Below are 16,061 nucleotides of genomic sequence, written 5' to 3' on the forward strand. Positions count from 1 at the left end.
TTTCCTGCCGAACAGTGGCCCGTCGTGATGGGCGTACTGAACGTCACGAGTGATTCCTTCTCCGACGGCGGTCGCTATCTGGACCGCGAGACCGCGATAGCCCGCGGCTTCGAGCTGCGCGAGCTCGGCGTCGACATCGTCGACGTGGGTGGCGAGTCCACCCGGCCCGGGGCCGTGCGCGTCGACCCGGAGGTCGAGGCGTCCCGCGTGGCGCCGGTCATCGCGGCCCTGTCGGAGGCGGGCATCCCCACGAGTGTCGACACGATGCGCGCCTCGGTCGCCGAAGCGGCCGTGGAGGCCGGAGTGACGATGATCAACGACGTCTCGGGTGGGCGGGCCGACGCCGACATGGCCGCGGTGGTCGCCGAGGCCGGGGTGCCGTGGATCCTCATGCACTGGCGTCCCCTCGGCGAGTTCGTCCACGCGGGCGGTTCGACGCACTACGACGACGTCGTCCGCGAGGTCCGCGACGAGCTGCTCACGCAGGTCGACATCGCGGTGGCCGCAGGCGTGGACTCCGAGAAGATCGTGCTCGATCCCGGTCTGGGATTCGTGAAGGAACCCGACCACAACTGGCAGTTGCTGCAGCGCCTGCCCGAGCTCACCGAACTGGGTTTCCCGGTGCTCATCGGGGCGTCCCGGAAGCGTTTCCTCGGTGCGTTGCTCGCGGCGCCGGACGGCACGGTCCGGTCGCCCGCGGGCCGCGAGGTCGCCACGGCGGTCGTCTCGGCGCTCGCCGCCACCCACGGCGCGTGGGGCGTACGCGTCCACGATGTGCAGGCATCCCGCGACGCGCTCGCGGTGGTGCGTGCCTGGCAGCGCGGCAGCGCGGAAGGAGTGCACGCGTGAGCGACCGCATCGAACTCCGGGGACTGACGGTCCGCGGCAACCACGGCGTCTTCGAGCACGAGAAGCGGGACGGCCAGGACTTCGTCGTCGACATCGTCGTGTGGCTCGATCTCGCGCCGGCCGCGGCGTCCGACGAGCTGACCGACACGCTGCACTACGGCGAACTCGCCGAGCGTGCTGCGGCGATCATCGCCGGTCCGGGTCGCGATCTCATCGAGACGGTCGCCGGGGAGATCGCCGACGAGGTGCTCACCGACCCGCGTGTCTCCCGGGTGGAGGTCACGCTCCACAAGCCGTCGGCACCGATCCCGCTGACCTTCGGCGACGTCGCCGTGGTGATCGACCGCTCCCGCAGCGACGCGACCGGGAGCGCCTCATGAGCCGTGCCGTGCTGTCCATCGGATCGAACATCGGCGACCGGCTCGCGCATCTGCGGTCGGTCGTCGACGCATTGGGTGAGCGGGCCGTCGCCGTCTCGGCGGTGTACTCGACGGCACCGTGGGGCGGCGTCGAGCAGGAGGACTTCCTCAACGCCGTCGTCGTCGCGGAGGACGCCGCCTTCGGTCCGCGCGACTGGCTGCGGTTCGGTCAGGAGCTCGAGGAGGCCGCCGAACGCGTCCGGATCCGGCGCTGGGGTCCGCGCAGCCTCGACGTCGACGTCGTGACCTGCGACAACGGCGACGGTGAGGTGCGCAGCGACGATCCGGAGTTGATCCTGCCGCATCCGCGCGCACACCAGCGGGCGTTCGTGCTCGTCCCGTGGCTCGACGTCGAACCCGAAGCGGTCCTCTCCGCCGACGGCCGGCGGCTGGGCATCGGCGAGTGGCTCGGCGAACTCGACGCCGCCGAACGTGAGGGTGTGCATCGCACCGACCTGACGCTGACCGGGCCGACGACCTAGGGACGCAGCGAGTGCTGAAACAGACCCGGATCCGAGATCTGCTGGCGCTGGCCGTGCTGGCAGCGATCGTCGCGTGGCTGCTCGTCCGCACGATGTACGGCTCGCTGCCGCCCATCCCCGTCTACGCGGGAGCCTCGCTGTATCCCGTCGCGATCATCGAGGTGATCCTGGCGTTCATGATCCGGTCGCGGGTCGGCAAGCACGAGATCGGTGAGGGCCCAGGCAGGCTCCATCCCATCACCGCGGCCCGGGCGGTCGCGCTCGCCAAGGCGTCCGCACTGGTGGGTGCCGCGAGCGCCGGAGTGTGGGTCGGCTTCCTGCTGTATCTCGTGCCGCAGCGCGGAGTCGTGCAGGCCGCGACCGACGACACCTCGGGTGTGCTCGTCGGAGCCCTCGCCGGTATCGCACTGGCGGCGGCCGCACTGTGGCTCGAATACTGTTGCCGGACACCGGAAGATCCCGACGAACCGAACGAACCGGCGCTCTGACCTCGGATTTCGCGGTGGGCCAGGGCGTGTCGTCCGGCTCCGATCGGTGGACCCATCCAAGTACCCTGATGGTCATGGCAACCTCGGCGCGACCAGACAGGAATCGCCGTCCGTGGCGCAGTACCGGCTCGATGATCGTGGCCGGTCTGCTCGCTCTGGCGATGATCGCCTCGCTGCTGTTGATCTTCAGTGAGAGCGTGCAGTTGCTGCGCGTCGCGGTGGTCGTCGCCCTGTGGGCCGCGACCGTCGGAGCCATCGCGATGAACAAGTACCGCCGCGAATCGGCGCTCGATCGGGCGAAGGCCGACGACCTGAAGACGGTCTACGAGTTGCAGTTGCAGAGGGAGATCGCGGCGCGACGCGAGTACGAGCTGAGCGTCGAGGCGAAGGTCCGCGCCGACCTGAAGCTCGACGCCGGTGAGATGGCGGCCCTGCGCACCGAACTGGCCACCCTGCGTCGCACGCTCGAGATGTTGTTCGACGGCCGGTTGCCCGACGACGTCGTCGCCCTCGAAGGCCAGGCGGAGAAGCTGCGTGAACTGAGCGAGGCGGCGCGGGTGTCCGCTCCGCGCCCGTCGGGGCCGGCCTTCGCTTCCCCCGACGACGAGCCGGTCACCGCGGAGACCGAATCGGTCGAGGCGGCCATGCGCGCGGCGAAGGCGTCGGAGAAGACACCCGGAAAGGGTGATGTCGAAGAACCGCGAACCGAGAAGCAGGCGAAGGCCGAGGCTGTGACCGGGAAGACGGCGACCGGGAAGACGGCGACCGGGAAGGGAACGGTCGAGAAGGCTGCGACCGAGAAGGTGACGGCTGGAAAGGCGACCGCAGGACCGGACGTCGAGGACGCCGAGATCGAGGACGCGGAAGTCGAGGACCCGAAGGCCGTGGACCCGAAGGCCGGAGACACGAAGACGGGGGACCCGAAGACCGGGGCCACGAAGACCGGGGACCCGAAGACCGGAGACGCGAAGGTCGCGAGCGCCGAGAAGACGGCGGACGGGAAGCCGGAGCCGCAGAAGCCCGGCAAGCACGAGTCCGGATCCGATCCCGACCCGCAAACGGACGCAGACGAGGCCGGAGCGAAGTCGAAGGGCGACGACCCCGCGGAGGGGAAGGACACCGCCGCGAAGGCCGATGGAGCTGCGGAAACGACCGAGGAGGACGACGAGGACGACGACGAATCGTCCGGACGTCGCTCCCGGCGCCGTCGCGCCAACGGTGAGGGCCGGACGGTCGCGGAGATCCTGGCGTCGTTGTCGGCCGAGCGCTGATCACGGGACGGTCGCGCGGCAGGTCGCGCCTGCCCCACCTCGGTCGATGAGGCGCAGATCACTCGGCTCGACCGTGGCGAGCCCCGGAAAGCGCGCGCTATTGTCGAGCGGAACGTCCGGTACCCGCTGAGCGGGACTGGAACGAACGAGAGGACTCCCGTGAATTCCTTCGGGATCACCAACGCACCCGCGCCTGCGCGCCTGTCGGTAGGAATCGTGTCCGCCGGACGGGTCGGCACTGCACTCGGTGCAGCTTTCGAACGCGTCGGTCATGTCGTCGTGGCCTGCTCGGCCGTCTCCGACGTCTCGCGGCACCGTGCCGCCACCCGCCTGCCGGATTCGCAGATCCTGCCGGTCGACGAGGTCGCCGGCCGCTGTAATCTCCTTCTTCTCGCCGTTCCCGACACCGAACTGTCGTCCCTGGTCAAGGGCCTCGCAGCCACCGGTTCGGTCGCCGCCGGCACGATCGTCGTCCACGTCTCCGGTGCCCACGGCACCGCGATCCTCGAGCCGCTGACCGAGCAGGGCGCCGTGCCGCTCGCGATCCATCCCGCGATGACCTTCACCGGCCACGACGAGGACATCGACCGGCTCTCCTCCGCGTGCTTCGGCATCACGGCCGCCGACGAGATCGGCTACGCCATCGCGCAGTCCCTCGTCCTCGAGATCGGCGGCGAGCCGGTCCGCGTCCCCGAGTCCATGCGCACGACCTACCACGCCGCACTCGCGCACGGCAGCAACCACCTGGTCACGCTGGTCGCCGACGCCGTCGAGGCACTGCGCAGCGCCCTGCAGGGGGAGGAGCTGCTCGGCCAGCAACTCGTCGACGACGCCCCCGGTGGAGTCGCCGAGCGGGTGTTGCAGCCGTTGCTCTCCGCAGCGCTCGACAACGTGCTGCGGCGCGGGCCCTCGGCCCTCACCGGGCCGGTCGCGCGCGGCGATGCCGACGCCGTGGCCGCGCACCTGCGTGCGCTCGAGGCCGTCGACCCGCAGATCGCCGCCGGGTACCGCGCGCTGTCGCTGCGATCGGCGCAACGGACCGGGTCGAAGCCGGAACTGATGGCAATTCTCGAAGGAGCTGAATACGGTGAGTGAAGCAGGACAGCGCGGATACGTGCGAGGTGAACTGACCGTTCATCACGATCCCGCAGGCCTGGCCAAGGTCACCCGGGCTCTGCGCGGCGTCGGCCGCACCGTCGCACTCGTGCCGACGATGGGTGCGCTGCACACCGGTCACCTCGAACTCGTGCGCCAGGCCAAGCTCACCGGTGCCGTCGTGGTCGTGTCGATCTTCGTCAACCCGCTGCAGTTCGGGAAGAACGAGGACCTCGACGCCTACCCGCGCACTCTCGACGCCGACCTCGAACTGCTCCGCGAAGCGGGCGTCGAACTCGCCTTCGTGCCGACGGTCTCGGCGATGTACCCGCAGGGCCCGCGCACAACGATCCACCCGGGTCCGCTCGGGTCGGAGCTCGAAGGTGCTTCGCGCCCCGGCCATTTCGCGGGGATGCTGACGGTCGTCGCGAAGCTGTTCAACATCGTCGGTCCCAACACCGCGTTCTTCGGTGAGAAGGACTACCAGCAGCTCACCCTGATCCGTCAGATGGTCGCCGACCTGAATCTCGACATCCGCATCCTCGGCGTTCCCACCGTGCGCGAACAGGACGGGCTCGCACTGTCCTCCCGCAACCGCTATCTCGACCCCGAGCAGCGCGAGATCGCGACCACGCTGTCTGCGGCGCTCGTCGCCGGCGCACATGCCGCAGCGGGCGGAGCCGAGGCGATCCTGTCCACGGCACGCGACGTGCTCGCGCAGAGCCCGCAGATCGAGGTGGACTATCTCGAGGTGCGCGGCGCCGATCTGGGGCCGGCACCCGAACGCGGTGACGGCCGACTGCTCGTCGCCGCACGACTCGGCTCCACCCGCCTCATCGACAACGTCGGGGTCGCCGTCGGCACCGGCTTCCTCGAACGCGCCACCGGCCCGGTCGATCCCGGCGCCGAAGACAACCTGACGAACCGCTGACCCACCGATCGAATTCGGAAACGAGAAAGAAACCGAGGACGAGCATGTTCCGCACCATGATGAAGTCGAAGATCCACCGCGCCACGGTCACCCACGCGGATCTGCACTATGTCGGTTCGGTGACCGTCGACCAGGATCTGATGGATGCCGCGGATCTGCTCGAGGGCGAGCAGGTCTGCATCGTCGACATCGACAACGGCGCCCGGCTCGAGACGTACGTCATCGCCGGTGAGCGTGGATCGGGCATCATCGGGATCAACGGCGCCGCAGCACGTCTCGTCAGCCCCGGCGATCTCGTCATCCTCATCGCCTACGGCGTGATGAACGAGCAGGAGTGCAAGGACTACGACCCGCGCGTGGTGTTCGTCGACGCCGACAACCGTCAGGTCGAGCTCGGCAACGACCCCGCCCACGCTCCCGAGGGCTCGGGCCTGATCACGCCGCGCATGCTGTCGACCCTCGACTCGCCGTCCCTGGTCTAGAGGTGCTCCTCACCGTCGACGTCCGCAACACCAACATCGTCCTGGGGGTGTTCGCGGGCAGCGGCTCGCACGCGCGGCTGCTGCGCGACTGGCGCGTCCGTACCGACCCCAGGATGACCGCCGATGAGATCGCCCTGCTGTTCCGCGGTCTGCTCGGTGAATCCGCCGAGCAGGTCACCGGGGTGGCGGCCCTGTCGACCGTGCCGTCGGTGCTGCGCGAGCTGCGCGTCATGCTCGACCGCTACTGGTCGTCGGTGCCGCACGTCGTGGTGGAGCCGGGCGTGCGCACGGGAGTGCCGCTGCTGGTGGACAATCCGAAGGAGGTCGGCGCCGACCGCATCGTCAACAGTCTGGCGGCCTACCACTTCTACGGATCCCCGTGCATCGTCGTGGATTTCGGAACGTCCACGTGCGTCGACGTCGTGTCGGGCAAGGGGGAGTTCCTCGGCGGTTCCATCGCTCCGGGTGTGGAGATCTCGATGGATGCGCTGGCGTCGCGGTCGGCGGCGCTGCGGAAGGTCGAATTGCTCCGTCCCCGAGGTGTTCTGGGTAAGAACACCGTCGAGTGCATGCAGTCCGGGGCCGTCTTCGGGTTCGCCGGGATGGTCGACGGCATCGTGCGGCGGATCTGCGCCGAGGTGCCCGGCTTCGACGGCGACGACGTGGCCGTCATCGGCACCGGCGACAGTGCGCCGCTGATCATGCCGGAGTCGCGCACCCTCGAGCATCACGAGCCGGATCTGACCCTCGAGGGGCTGCGTCTGGTGTACGAGCGGAACCAGGCGAGACGAGCGGCACGCGGAACTGCGGGTTCCGCTGAGCGTCATTCTGTGTAAAGATGTTCCTCGTGATCCGTTGCATGAGCACCCAGGAGTGTTGTCGAGGCTGACCGCCGCCTCGACCGATAACACTTTCCTGGGAGTTCTCTCATGCGCGCTGCGCTTCTTTCCACCACTTCTGTTTCCACCGCTGCTCCGGTTGCCGCTTCCACGGTTGCCACCACTGCTCCGGTCGCCTTCCACCGGCTCGCCGTCGAGCGCACGTACCCCACCGAACTGGCCGCAGCGGTCGCCCGCGGCGCCGTCGTCGTCGACATCCGCTCGAACGCCGAACGTGCCGCTCAGGGAACACTTCCCGGCGCGCTGGCCATCTCCGCCGATCTCGTCGCCGAGCGGCTCGATCCGAGCGGCCCGGGCCGTCTCGCCCTCGCCGTCGACCGCGACGTCGAATGGATCCTCGTCTCGTCCGACGGCGCGAGCTCGCACGGTGTGGTCACCGAACTGCACGCGCAGGGTCTGCGCCGGGTCACCCACCTCGCCGGAGGCTACGACGCCATCCGCGCGGCCCGCCTGGTCGGCGCAGTCGCCGAGGCCCAGCACGTCGCGCAGGACGTGGCGCGGGTCACCGCTCACTGAAAGCGCGCATCTGCAGGATTGACGACCCCGGGTGTCCGATAGTCTGGTTACCCGTGAGTGATGCCACCGTTCAGCAGCCCGACGACACCCCCGAGCAGATGCGGGTCCGCCGCGAGAAGCGCGAACGGCTCCTGGCACAGGGTTCGGACGCCTATCCCGTCGAGATCCCGCGCACCCATACGCTTGCGGAGATCCGCGCCGAGTATCCCGACCTCGAACCCGACACCGCCACCGGCACCGTCGTGGGCGTCGCCGGCCGCGTGATGTTCTCGCGCAACACCGGCAAGCTGTGCTTCGCGACGCTGCAGGAGGGCGACGGCACCCAGCTGCAGGTCATGCTCAGCCTCGCCGGCGTCGGCGAGGAGGCGCTCGCCGCCTGGAAGTCCGAGGTCGACCTCGGCGACATCGTGTTCGTGCACGGCGAGGTCATCAGCTCCCGTCGCGGTGAGCTCAGCGTCATGGCCGACTCGTGGACCATGGCATCGAAGGCGCTGCGTCCGCTGCCCGTCGCGCACAAGGAGATGAACGAAGAGGCGCGGGTGCGTCAGCGCTACGTCGACCTCATCGTGCGTCCCGAAGCACGTCGCAACGCACGCATGCGTGTCGCGGTGGTGCGCGAGCTGCGCAACGCGCTCGAGCGCCGCGGCTTCCTCGAGGTCGAGACGCCCATGCTGCAGACCCTGCACGGCGGTGCGGCGGCCCGCCCGTTCGTGACGCACTCGAACGCGCTCGACATCGACCTGTACCTGCGTATCGCGCCGGAACTGTTCCTCAAGCGCTGCGTGGTCGGCGGTATCGAGAAGGTCTTCGAGATCAACCGCAATTTCCGTAACGAGGGTGCCGACTCGACGCACTCGCCGGAATTCTCGATGCTCGAAACGTACGAGGCGTACGGCACCTACGACGATTCGGCGCGGATGATCCGCGAGATCATCCAGGAGGTCGCGTTCGCGGTCTTCGGCAGCCATGTGGTGACGCTCGCCGACGGTACGGAATACGACCTCGGGGGTGAATGGAAAACTCTCGAAATGTATCCCTCGCTGTCCGAGGCGATCGGCACGGACGTGACCCCCGACACCACCCTCGAGGAATTGACCGCGCTTGCGGATCGCGTCGGTCTGGAGATTCCCGAGGGCAAGGGCTGGGGCCACGGCAAGCTCGTCGAGGAACTCTGGGAGCACATGTGCGGCGACCAGCTGCACGAGCCGACCTTCGTGCGTGATTTCCCCGTCGAGACGTCGCCGCTGACACGCGATCACCGCACGGTGCGCGGGGTCACCGAGAAATGGGATCTGTACGTCCGCGGTTTCGAACTCGCCACGGGTTACTCGGAACTCGTCGATCCGGTGATCCAGCGCGAGCGTTTCGTCGACCAAGCGCGACTGGCCTCGGAAGGTGACGACGAGGCGATGGCCCTGGACGAGGATTTCCTCGCCGCGATGGAACAGGGAATGCCGCCGACCACCGGTACCGGAATGGGAATCGACCGTCTGCTGATGGCACTTACCGGTCTGGGAATCCGCGAAACAATCCTGTTCCCGATTGTCCGACCGAACACCCGTTAATCGGATTTCGCCGCTCCATATTGCGATGCGTTAATCGGCGGGTAGTGTGGTGCCCGTCCCGCGGGGGGAAGCGCATGCGAGAGGATTTGCACCACATGGCGAAGAAAGTCACTGTCACCCTGATCGACGATGTGGATCAGGAATCGGCGGCGGACGAATCGGTGGAGTTCGGTCTCGACGGAGTGACGTACGAGATCGACCTTTCCGAGGACAATGCGGCACGGCTGCGCGAGCAGTTGGAATTCTGGATCGAACACGCTCGCAAGGTCGGCGGCCGTAAGCGGAGCAAGACCGCGGCCGGAACTGCGCCGGCTGCGCGCAAGAGCGGATCCGGAAGTGCGGGTCGCGAGCAGACGGCCGCTATCCGTGAATGGGCACGGAACAACGATCTGCCGGTTTCGGCGCGTGGCCGAATCTCTGCGGAGATCGTCGAGGCGTACAACAAGGCGCACTGACGGAATCCTCGTCCGTGGGGCGTCGTCCATCCGTGGACGGCGCCCCACAGTCGTCGGTGGACGGGTTCGGTTGTGGCACAGTGGCGCCCGTCACACCACCCGATGGTATGGACGACCCGGCACGATGCGCTCGGGGAGTAGCATCCGCTCATGGCCGAGACCGTGCTCGAACCGGGTTCCACCTGCTGGCGAATCGCGCGAGCGGAGAGGCTGACCTGCATAGTCGACGCCGCCGACTATTTCCGTCACGCCAAGGCGGCGATGCTCCGGGCGGAAAAGCGCATCATGCTGATCGGGTGGGATTTCGACACCCGCATCAAGTTCGAACCCGAAGGTGCAACTCTCGAGGGACCGAACAAACTCGGTGAATTCCTCGAATGGCTCCCCGAGCGGCGCCCCGGTCTCGATATTTATCTGCTCAAGTGGAACATCGGTGCGTTCAGTGCACTGGCGCGTGGAATGACGCCGGTGTTCGTGCTCGATTGGCTCACCGACCCACGCCTGCACTTCGAAATCGACGGGGCGCATCCTGTGGGCGCGGCGCATCATCAGAAAATTCTCGTCGTCGACGACAGCATCGCTTTCTGCGGCGGTATCGATATGACCGTCGATCGCTGGGACACCCCGGATCATCCGGACCGGAGCAAATACCGCCGGGAGCCGAGCGGTAAACGCTACGGACCGTGGCACGACGTGACGACCGCCGTCGACGGTGACGCCGCGCGGGCCCTCGGCGACCAGGCCCGCGCCCGGTGGAAGGCGGCCACGGGCGAGGAACTCGATCCCGTGCCGGAGCCGGAACCCATCTGGCCCGACGATCTCGAGCCCACCCTCCACGGTGTGGACGTCGGTATCGCTCGCACGTTGCCCGCCTACGACGGGAAGGACGGTGTCCACGAGATCGAGGCGCTGTATCTGTCGGTGATCGAGAAGGCCCGGCACACCCTCTACCTCGAGAGCCAGTACCTCGCCTCGCGCAGGATCGCGGACGCGCTCGCCGAACGACTGCAGGAACCGGACGGCCCCGAGATCGTCGTGGTGATCCCGCGCAACGCCGAGGGCTGGCTCGAACGCAAGGCGATGGACGGTGCCCGGCGTGCCCTGCTGCACATGCTGTGGGAGGCCGACGTGCACGGTCGTTTCGCCGCTTACTATCCCGTCACCGCCGGCGGTGAGCCGATCTACGTGCACGCGAAGGTCGTCGTGATGGACGAGACGCTGCTGCGGATCGGGTCGTCGAACCTGAACAATCGTTCGATGGGCTTCGACACCGAATGCGACCTGGCGATCGAAGCCGCCGAACCCGGGGACGCGGTCGGCCGCGCGGCCGTCGAGCTGCGCAACATCCTGGTGGCGGAACACCTCGACGTCGATCCCGAAGCGATCGCCGAGGCCACGAAGGACGGCGGCTCGCTCATCTCCACCATCGAACGGTTGCGTGGCCCGGGACGTTCGCTGCGGCCGTTCGAACCGGGTACCGTGTCGGACGAGGACAGTGTCCTCGCAGAAAGTGCTCTGGCCGATCCCGAACGCGCCTCGCGGAGCCTCGGACGCAGGATCGAGCGATTCTTCGCCCGTTGATCTTCCACTGCCGCTGTTCGCTTGTGGCGTACAGCTTGCGGAAACGTATCCGCCACGTGCAGCGTTAACTTCTGAAACCGGGTTTTCTCGCCGCCTTCCGAAGGGTAGAGGGAAAGCGAGTCGATACCACGACCACTAGAGTGTGGAGTGGGAGCTTGGAACCTCTGAAAGGTTCCGACGAACGACTCGAGTGCCGGAGCTTAAGAGCGGCAGCAGGGTGCGGGACGATCGGCGTACCGGACCGGCGGCCGGAGAGTGTGAGGGAGTGCGATGTTCGAAAGGTTCACCGATCGCGCGCGGCGCGTCGTTGTCCTGGCTCAAGAAGAGGCCAGGATGCTCAACCACAACTACATCGGCACGGAGCACATCCTCCTCGGCCTCATCCACGAGGGTGAGGGTGTGGCGGCGAAGTCGCTCGAGTCGTTGGGTATCTCCCTCGAAGGTGTGCGCAGCCAGGTCGAAGAGATCATCGGCCAGGGTCAGCAGGCGCCCTCGGGGCACATTCCCTTCACTCCTCGTGCCAAGAAGGTCCTCGAGCTGAGCCTTCGCGAAGCGCTCCAGCTCGGACACAACTACATCGGTACCGAACACATCCTGCTCGGTCTCATCCGCGAGGGTGAGGGCGTGGCGGCGCAGGTGCTCGTCAAGCTCGGCGCCGACCTCAACCGGGTGCGTCAGCAGGTCATCCAGCTGCTGTCCGGTTACCAGGGCAAGGAGCCCGCAGAATCCGGCACGAGCCGTGGCGAGACCGGCACTCCGTCCACGTCGCTCGTCCTGGACCAGTTCGGCCGCAACCTCACGCAGGCAGCTCTCGAGGGCAAGCTCGACCCGGTCATCGGCCGGGCGAAGGAGATCGAGCGCGTCATGCAGGTGCTGTCGCGTCGTACGAAGAACAATCCGGTGCTCATCGGCGAGCCGGGTGTCGGCAAGACCGCCGTCGTCGAGGGCCTCGCGCAGGCCATCGTCAACGGTGAGGTCCCCGAGACCCTCAAGGACAAGCAGCTCTACACGCTCGACCTGGGCTCGCTCGTCGCCGGCAGCCGTTACCGCGGTGATTTCGAGGAACGCCTGAAGAAGGTCCTCAAGGAGATCAACAGCCGCGGCGACATCATCCTGTTCATCGACGAGCTGCACACGCTCGTCGGTGCCGGTGCTGCCGAGGGCGCGATCGACGCCGCGTCGATCCTCAAGCCCAAGCTCGCCCGCGGTGAGCTGCAGACAATCGGTGCGACGACCCTCGACGAGTACCGCAAGTACATCGAGAAGGACGCCGCTCTCGAGCGCCGCTTCCAGCCGGTGCAGGTCGGGGAGCCGACGGTGGAGCACACCATCGAGATCCTCAAGGGTCTGCGCGACCGCTACGAGGCGCACCACCGCGTCTCGATCACCGACAAGGCGCTCGTCGCGTCGGCCACTCTCGCCGACCGCTACATCAACGACCGCTTCCTGCCGGACAAGGCGATCGACCTCATCGACGAGGCCGGTGCACGCATGCGCATCCGTCGCATGACCGCGCCGCCGGACCTGCGCGAGTTCGACGACAAGATCGCCGACGCCCGTCGCGAGAAGGAATCGGCGATCGACGCGCAGGACTTCGAGAAGGCCGCGAGCCTGCGCGACAAGGAGAAGCAGCTCGTCGCGCAGCGTGCCGAGCGCGAGAAGCAGTGGCGTGCGGGCGATCTCGACGTCATCGCCGAGGTCGACGAGGAGCAGATCGCCGAGGTCCTCGCCAACTGGACCGGTATCCCGGTGTTCAAGCTCACCGAGGAGGAGACCACGCGTCTGCTCCGCATGGAGGACGAGCTGCACAAGCGGATCATCGGCCAGGAGGACGCCGTCAAGGCCGTCGCCAAGGCGATCCGTCGTACGCGTGCCGGCCTGAAGGACCCGAAGCGTCCGTCCGGTTCGTTCATCTTCGCCGGCCCGTCCGGTGTGGGTAAGACGGAGCTGTCCAAGGCGCTCGCGAACTTCCTGTTCGGCGAGGACGACGCGCTCATCCAGATCGACATGGGCGAGTTCCACGACCGCTTCACCGCGTCGCGCCTGTTCGGTGCGCCTCCCGGCTACGTCGGATACGAAGAGGGCGGCCAGCTCACCGAGAAGGTGCGCCGCAAGCCGTTCTCCGTGGTTCTGTTCGACGAGATCGAGAAGGCCCATCAGGAGATCTACAACACCCTCCTGCAGGTCCTCGAGGACGGTCGCCTCACCGACGGTCAGGGCCGCACGGTCGACTTCAAGAACACCGTGCTGATCTTCACGTCGAACCTGGGCACCGCCGACATCTCGAAGGCCGTCGGGCTCGGCTTCTCGGCCGGAACGGGCGAGCAGTCGAACTACGAGCGGATGAAGAACAAGGTCCACGACGAGCTGAAGAAGCACTTCCGGCCCGAGTTCCTCAACCGTATCGACGACATCATCGTCTTCCACCAGCTCACGCAGGAGCAGATCATCCAGATGGTCGACCTCATGGTCGGACGTGTGGAGACGCAGCTGAAGAACAAGGACATGGGTATCGAGCTCACCGAGAAGGCGAAGTCGCTGCTCGCCAAGCGCGGCTTCGACCCGGTGCTCGGCGCACGTCCGCTGCGTCGCACGATCCAGCGCGAGATCGAGGATCAGCTCTCCGAGAAGATCCTGTTCGGCGAGATCGGCGCAGGCCAGATCGTCCTGGTCGACGTCGAGGGCTGGGACGGCGAGGGCGCCGGCGAGAACGCGAAGTTCACGTTCACGCCGAGCGAGAAGCCGGCCGAGGTTCCGGACACCCCGGCGGTCGCGCTGGCCAAGTCCAGCGAGGGCGAGTCCGAAGCCGGATAAGCGTTCGCCGGTTCGCACCGGCCGGCAGCTCGGCCGGTTCACACCGGACAACGGTTCACACGAGAGGGGCGACACCCGGAAGGGTGTCGCCCCTCTCGCTGTACGTTCAGCCTCGTCGACCGGACCAGGGGGCGCCGGCGCGCCCCACCCAGTTCACGAGACGCTCGGTCGGGCCGGCGTCCGGCGCGGGCGTGACCGGTGGACCGAAGGGAAATCCCTCGCGAGGTGATTCGGGCAGGGTGATCTTCATGATCTCGAGGGCTGCCTCCGCGAGTGCCGGGTCGGCCTCCGCATCCTGTCCGGTGGCGACGGCGATGTCCCAGCCGTGCACGAGCAGTTCGTCGAGCTCCATGAACAGCGCGACCCGGCCGGGAAAAGTACCCCAGGGGGCGGTGACGGGCTTGTCCAGGAGGGCGTCGTCGTCCCACACCTGCCAGAAGCGGTCGGCCGCGGCATCGAGCACGGCCGGCCAGTCGTCGTTCTCGGAGGTGAGGAATTCCGGGACGGTGCGGGGATCGCGCCCGGAACCGATGGCCGCGCTCCGTTCGAGGGTCGCAGTGAGGTGGCCGATAAGTGTGCGGACGTCGAACTCGGGACACGGGGTGGGAGCGGCGAGGTGCTCGATCGAGACACCACCGACGATCCGGCGTGCGCGGTCCAGGGCCGCGCGGACGAGTGGGCGTGGATCCTGCTGCATCGTGGTCACCGCTCCATGCTGCGCCTGTGCCTGCCGCTCCACCCGAGGATTTCCGGACTCGTCCTTCCGCACTTGACCTCCAGTCGGCTCGAGGTTGCACGGTGGTGGTGACCGGACGACGACCAGGAGGTATCGCGATGCGGAAAGTACTGCCCGATCTGTGGGAGACGCAGGAGGACAACCCGTTCCCGGGGCTGAGGACGCACGCCTATCTGTGGACCGGGAAGAACAACGTGCTCTTCTACTCGGTCGCGGGTGAGGCCGATTTCGACGAACTGGACCGCCTCGGGGGGATCACCGACCAGTACCTGTCCCACCAGGACGAGGCCGGCCCGATGCTCGACAGGATCGCCGAGCGCTTCGGATCGAGACTCCACGCGGCAGCGGCGGAGACCGACATGGTCGGCCGGCACGCCCGCATCGACGTCCCGCTGACGGAACGTCATGTGGACGACAACGGGGTGGAGATCGTTCCGACGCCCGGGCACACGGTGGGCAGCATCTGCTATCTGGTGCCCGGCGCGGACGGAGCCCGCTACCTGTTCACCGGCGACACGCTGTACCGCGGTGCTTCGGGGACGTGGCGGGCCGGCTACATCGAGGGGATGAGCGACGCCCGTGCGCTCGCCGACAGTCTGCGCCTGTTGGCGACGACGGAACCCGATGTGGTGATCTCGGGTGCGTTCGCGGGGGAGTCGGGCGTGCACCGGATCGACCCCCGGGAATGGCCCGCCCACATCGACCGGGCGCTGACCGGGTTGTCGGCCGTCGTGCAGGGCTGAGCCGGGCGCTTGCCCGGACCGGCTCATCTGCCGATGGTCGGCATGTGCGCGGTGAGTGTCGACAGGGTGCTGGCGACGATCTCGGTGAGTTCGTCGGGGCGGATGTCGAGCGTGCCGTCGAGCCAGCCGCGGACGAGCTCGACGGCACCGGCCATGACGACCACCGCGCACAGTTCTGCCTGCCGGGAGTCGAGGCGGGTGCCCACCGCGTCGCTCTGCTTGGCGAGTTCGTCGGCGGTGGACCGGATGAACGCGCTCTTCCGCTCGGCGAGCGGGGGCGCGTCGGAGATGAGGAAGCGGCCCTGCTGGGGATTGCGTTCGACGGCGCCGACGATCGCTCCCACCGCGGCGCGCGCCTTGGCGTGCAGCTCGTCGGGGGCCGCCGCGATGGCGTCGACAGCGCGTTCGAGCAGGGTCGCGCCGAGCTCGTCGTAGGCGGTGGTGACGAGGTCGGTCATGTCGGTGAAGCTCTCGTAGAAGAAGCGCGGGCCGACTCCCGCGGTGGCCGCGACCTTCCGTACCGTCGCCGCCGACCAGCCCTCGTCGGCGACGACGTCGATCACCGCGTTCTGGAGACGCGTGCGCCGTTCGGCGCGCCGATCGGCCGGCGCGACGCCGCGATATGCGCGGGTGGCTTCGGGCTCGGACACATCGTCGAGTGTGGCACAACACGACCGACCTTCCGGAATCGACCGATTCCGGAATCAAGTGTTTACTAATTGTGGAATCCTTGTC

The 16,061-nt window shown here is 67.7% G+C and carries 17 protein-coding genes; 15 read left to right on the forward strand and 2 right to left on the reverse strand.

Annotated elements, in window-relative coordinates; translation table 11 throughout:
- Window positions 1–27: 27 nt before the first annotated feature.
- From folP to LPH33_RS02275, 14 genes are all read left to right on the forward strand, one after another.
- Window positions 28–849 (forward strand): dihydropteroate synthase, encoded by an 822-nt coding sequence (folP, locus tag LPH33_RS02210; RefSeq protein WP_229568242.1) that lies wholly within the window; start codon window positions 28–30, stop codon window positions 847–849.
- Entirely contained in the window at window positions 846–1,229 is a 384-nt protein-coding gene (gene folB, locus LPH33_RS02215) for a dihydroneopterin aldolase (protein WP_016692986.1), read from the forward strand. Before folP ends, folB begins: the two co-directional genes overlap by 4 nt.
- The gene (gene folK, locus LPH33_RS02220; protein WP_229566903.1) at window positions 1,226–1,750 is read left to right on the forward strand and encodes a 2-amino-4-hydroxy-6-hydroxymethyldihydropteridine diphosphokinase; all 525 of its coding nucleotides are present in this window, start codon (window positions 1,226–1,228) and stop codon (window positions 1,748–1,750) included. The genes folB and folK overlap by 4 nt, the downstream gene beginning before the upstream one ends.
- Before the next feature lie 11 nt (window positions 1,751–1,761).
- A complete protein-coding gene (locus tag LPH33_RS02225) occupies window positions 1,762–2,238 on the forward strand; it encodes a DUF3180 domain-containing protein (protein WP_060653526.1) in 477 nt (158 codons plus the stop codon).
- Window positions 2,239–2,312: 74 nt separating this feature from the next.
- The gene (locus LPH33_RS02230) at window positions 2,313–3,509 is read left to right on the forward strand and encodes a DUF6779 domain-containing protein (protein WP_229566904.1); all 1,197 of its coding nucleotides are present in this window, start codon (window positions 2,313–2,315) and stop codon (window positions 3,507–3,509) included.
- A gap of 159 nt (window positions 3,510–3,668) precedes the next feature.
- Window positions 3,669–4,604 carry a Rossmann-like and DUF2520 domain-containing protein gene (locus LPH33_RS02235; protein ID WP_159416839.1) on the forward strand — a complete coding sequence of 312 codons (936 nt, stop codon included), beginning with the start codon at window positions 3,669–3,671 and terminating at the stop codon, window positions 4,602–4,604.
- The gene (gene panC, locus LPH33_RS02240; protein WP_229566906.1) at window positions 4,597–5,535 is read left to right on the forward strand and encodes a pantoate--beta-alanine ligase; all 939 of its coding nucleotides are present in this window, start codon (window positions 4,597–4,599) and stop codon (window positions 5,533–5,535) included. Before LPH33_RS02235 ends, panC begins: the two co-directional genes overlap by 8 nt.
- A 44-nt stretch (window positions 5,536–5,579) precedes the next feature.
- Window positions 5,580–6,017 (forward strand): aspartate 1-decarboxylase, encoded by a 438-nt coding sequence (gene panD / locus LPH33_RS02245; RefSeq protein WP_016692992.1) that lies wholly within the window; start codon window positions 5,580–5,582, stop codon window positions 6,015–6,017.
- A gap of 2 nt (window positions 6,018–6,019) precedes the next feature.
- The gene (locus LPH33_RS02250) at window positions 6,020–6,853 is read left to right on the forward strand and encodes a type III pantothenate kinase (RefSeq protein ID WP_088899059.1); all 834 of its coding nucleotides are present in this window, start codon (window positions 6,020–6,022) and stop codon (window positions 6,851–6,853) included.
- Between the two features lie 93 nt (window positions 6,854–6,946).
- Entirely contained in the window at window positions 6,947–7,432 is a 486-nt protein-coding gene (locus LPH33_RS02255) for a rhodanese-like domain-containing protein (protein ID WP_160876943.1), read from the forward strand.
- 98 nt (window positions 7,433–7,530) lie between these two features.
- Window positions 7,531–8,997, forward strand: coding sequence for a lysine--tRNA ligase (gene lysS / locus LPH33_RS02260; protein ID WP_202400301.1), 1,467 nt, complete (start codon window positions 7,531–7,533; stop codon window positions 8,995–8,997).
- Window positions 8,998–9,092: 95 nt separating this feature from the next.
- The gene (locus tag LPH33_RS02265; protein WP_006550504.1) at window positions 9,093–9,452 is read left to right on the forward strand and encodes a histone-like nucleoid-structuring protein Lsr2; all 360 of its coding nucleotides are present in this window, start codon (window positions 9,093–9,095) and stop codon (window positions 9,450–9,452) included.
- 150 nt (window positions 9,453–9,602) lie between these two features.
- Entirely contained in the window at window positions 9,603–11,033 is a 1,431-nt protein-coding gene (locus LPH33_RS02270; protein WP_229566908.1) for a phospholipase D-like domain-containing protein, read from the forward strand.
- Window positions 11,034–11,303: 270 nt separating this feature from the next.
- Window positions 11,304–13,847 (forward strand): ATP-dependent Clp protease ATP-binding subunit, encoded by a 2,544-nt coding sequence (locus LPH33_RS02275; protein ID WP_219129870.1) that lies wholly within the window; start codon window positions 11,304–11,306, stop codon window positions 13,845–13,847.
- A 106-nt stretch (window positions 13,848–13,953) separates the two neighbouring features.
- Here the strand turns inward: LPH33_RS02275 and LPH33_RS02280 are convergent, their stop codons facing one another.
- The gene (locus LPH33_RS02280; protein WP_229568244.1) at window positions 13,954–14,544 is read right to left on the reverse strand and encodes a TIGR03086 family metal-binding protein; all 591 of its coding nucleotides are present in this window, start codon (window positions 14,542–14,544) and stop codon (window positions 13,954–13,956) included.
- A 137-nt stretch (window positions 14,545–14,681) separates the two neighbouring features.
- On the opposite strand from LPH33_RS02280, the gene LPH33_RS02285 reads away from it, so the two are divergent.
- The gene (locus LPH33_RS02285; protein ID WP_229566909.1) at window positions 14,682–15,326 is read left to right on the forward strand and encodes an MBL fold metallo-hydrolase; all 645 of its coding nucleotides are present in this window, start codon (window positions 14,682–14,684) and stop codon (window positions 15,324–15,326) included.
- 23 nt (window positions 15,327–15,349) lie between these two features.
- Here LPH33_RS02285 and LPH33_RS02290 read toward each other — a convergent pair whose 3' ends face one another.
- Window positions 15,350–15,976 (reverse strand): TetR/AcrR family transcriptional regulator, encoded by a 627-nt coding sequence (locus LPH33_RS02290; protein WP_229566911.1) that lies wholly within the window; start codon window positions 15,974–15,976, stop codon window positions 15,350–15,352.
- Between the last annotated feature and the right edge of the window lie 85 nt (window positions 15,977–16,061).

Origin of the sequence: Rhodococcus sp. RDE2, assembly GCF_020885655.1 — a bacterium.
Lineage (GTDB): Bacteria > Actinomycetota > Actinomycetes > Mycobacteriales > Mycobacteriaceae > Rhodococcus > Rhodococcus pyridinivorans.

What these genes read in the sequence shown, in the direction of transcription:
- folP (WP_229568242.1), top strand. Translation starts at nt 28, where the DNA reads ATGGGCGTACTGAACGTCACGAGTGATTCCTTCTCCGACGGCGGTCGC.
- folK (WP_229566903.1), top strand. Translation starts at nt 1,226, where the DNA reads ATGAGCCGTGCCGTGCTGTCCATCGGATCGAACATCGGCGACCGGCTC.
- LPH33_RS02230 (WP_229566904.1), top strand. Translation starts at nt 2,313, where the DNA reads ATGGCAACCTCGGCGCGACCAGACAGGAATCGCCGTCCGTGGCGCAGT.
- panD (WP_016692992.1), top strand. Translation starts at nt 5,580, where the DNA reads ATGTTCCGCACCATGATGAAGTCGAAGATCCACCGCGCCACGGTCACC.
- LPH33_RS02255 (WP_160876943.1), top strand. Translation starts at nt 6,947, where the DNA reads ATGCGCGCTGCGCTTCTTTCCACCACTTCTGTTTCCACCGCTGCTCCG.
- lysS (WP_202400301.1), top strand. Translation starts at nt 7,531, where the DNA reads ATGCGGGTCCGCCGCGAGAAGCGCGAACGGCTCCTGGCACAGGGTTCG.
- LPH33_RS02265 (WP_006550504.1), top strand. Translation starts at nt 9,093, where the DNA reads ATGGCGAAGAAAGTCACTGTCACCCTGATCGACGATGTGGATCAGGAA.
- LPH33_RS02270 (WP_229566908.1), top strand. Translation starts at nt 9,603, where the DNA reads ATGGCCGAGACCGTGCTCGAACCGGGTTCCACCTGCTGGCGAATCGCG.
- LPH33_RS02275 (WP_219129870.1), top strand. Translation starts at nt 11,304, where the DNA reads ATGTTCGAAAGGTTCACCGATCGCGCGCGGCGCGTCGTTGTCCTGGCT.
- LPH33_RS02280 (WP_229568244.1), bottom strand. Translation starts at nt 14,544, where the DNA reads ATGCAGCAGGATCCACGCCCACTCGTCCGCGCGGCCCTGGACCGCGCA.
- LPH33_RS02285 (WP_229566909.1), top strand. Translation starts at nt 14,682, where the DNA reads ATGCGGAAAGTACTGCCCGATCTGTGGGAGACGCAGGAGGACAACCCG.